This window comes from Vibrio sp. YT-17 (genome assembly GCF_033337375.1).
Taxonomy (GTDB): Bacteria; Pseudomonadota; Gammaproteobacteria; order Enterobacterales; family Vibrionaceae; genus Vibrio; species Vibrio alginolyticus.
In genome coordinates this window covers 1-1076 of the sequence record NZ_JAWOQP010000185.1, presented here as the reverse complement: position 1 = coordinate 1076, position 1076 = coordinate 1, and the positions used below count along the sequence as shown (strand labels likewise).

Here is a 1076-nt window from a genome sequence, read left to right as displayed (position 1 = left end):
TGATATGTGATGACTCGGCGGTTGCTCGTAAGCTTATCGCTCGAACCATCGTACAAGATACCTCATTGCACCTTATCGAAGCCCAAGACGGGAATGAGGCGCTGAAAATCTTAGCCGAACAAAATATTGACGTTTTGTTCCTTGATTTAACGATGCCCATTATGGACGGTTTCGAGGTTCTTGAGTCTTTACCCGTCAGCCATTATCCAACTCAGATCGTGATCGTGTCGGGTGATGTACAACAAGAAGCAAAGCAGCGCTGCCTAGAGTTAGGGGCAATGGATTTTATCGCAAAGCCGTTGTCAGAAGAACAAGTCATCCCGCTGTACGAGCGTCTTGGGTTGCATTATGCACAGCGAACATCAATGGAGCTTAATTCTGCACAAAGCCAAGAAGAGCTTTCATCCCTTGCCAAGTTTCGTGAAATTGCCAACATTGCGCTAGGCAAAGGGGCGGCCATTATGGCTGATCACTTGCATGAGTTTATCCAGTTGCCAGTTCCGCATGTTGGGCCATTGTCCTATGGTGAATTGCATATGACGCTGGTGGACGTGATTGGGCGAGATAGCTCTGTAGCAGTTTCGCAGCGCTTTGTTGGCGGCGGTATTCACGGAGAGGCGTTGGTTTGCCTACGTGGGAAAGATATCAATCAAATTGGCGAAAGGTTGGGGTATCTGCTCGAATTTACGCCTCATAATGAAATTATTTTAAATGTCTCTAACTTGCTGGTTTCGTCATTCCTAACCTCTTTAGGGAACCAACTTGATAAGCAGTTTTCACTTCGTCAGCCGGGCATCGTCGATACAATCACTCCTTACAATGAAGAACAAGGAGAATCAGGCGAACTCTTTACCATCGAATATACCTACATGGCGGAAGCGCTCGATTTTGAGTGTGAAGTATTATTTCTAATAGACAAACCATCAGTAGAAATTATTTATGAAATCATGGAGTTAATCTGATGTCCGATATCACGCTGGACATAGCAGACTTTCATTGGGTCACACAAATTTTAGATACCATGGATTCTGGGCTCATTGTTCTTGATCCAGAATATAACGTGTGTGTCTGGAACA

General features: G+C 44.9%; 1 protein-coding gene and 1 pseudogene. Both read left to right on the top strand.

The window, feature by feature from the left end:
- Nucleotides 1-2 precede the first annotated feature (2 nt).
- The gene (locus tag R7F67_RS24840) at nucleotides 3-962 is read left to right on the top strand and encodes a response regulator (protein ID WP_042767293.1); all 960 of its coding nucleotides are present in this window, start codon (nucleotides 3-5) and stop codon (nucleotides 960-962) included.
- A pseudogene (locus R7F67_RS24835) lies at nucleotides 962-1076 on the top strand (diguanylate cyclase); the annotation flags it as partial. The gene R7F67_RS24840 and the pseudogene R7F67_RS24835, both read left to right, overlap by 1 nt.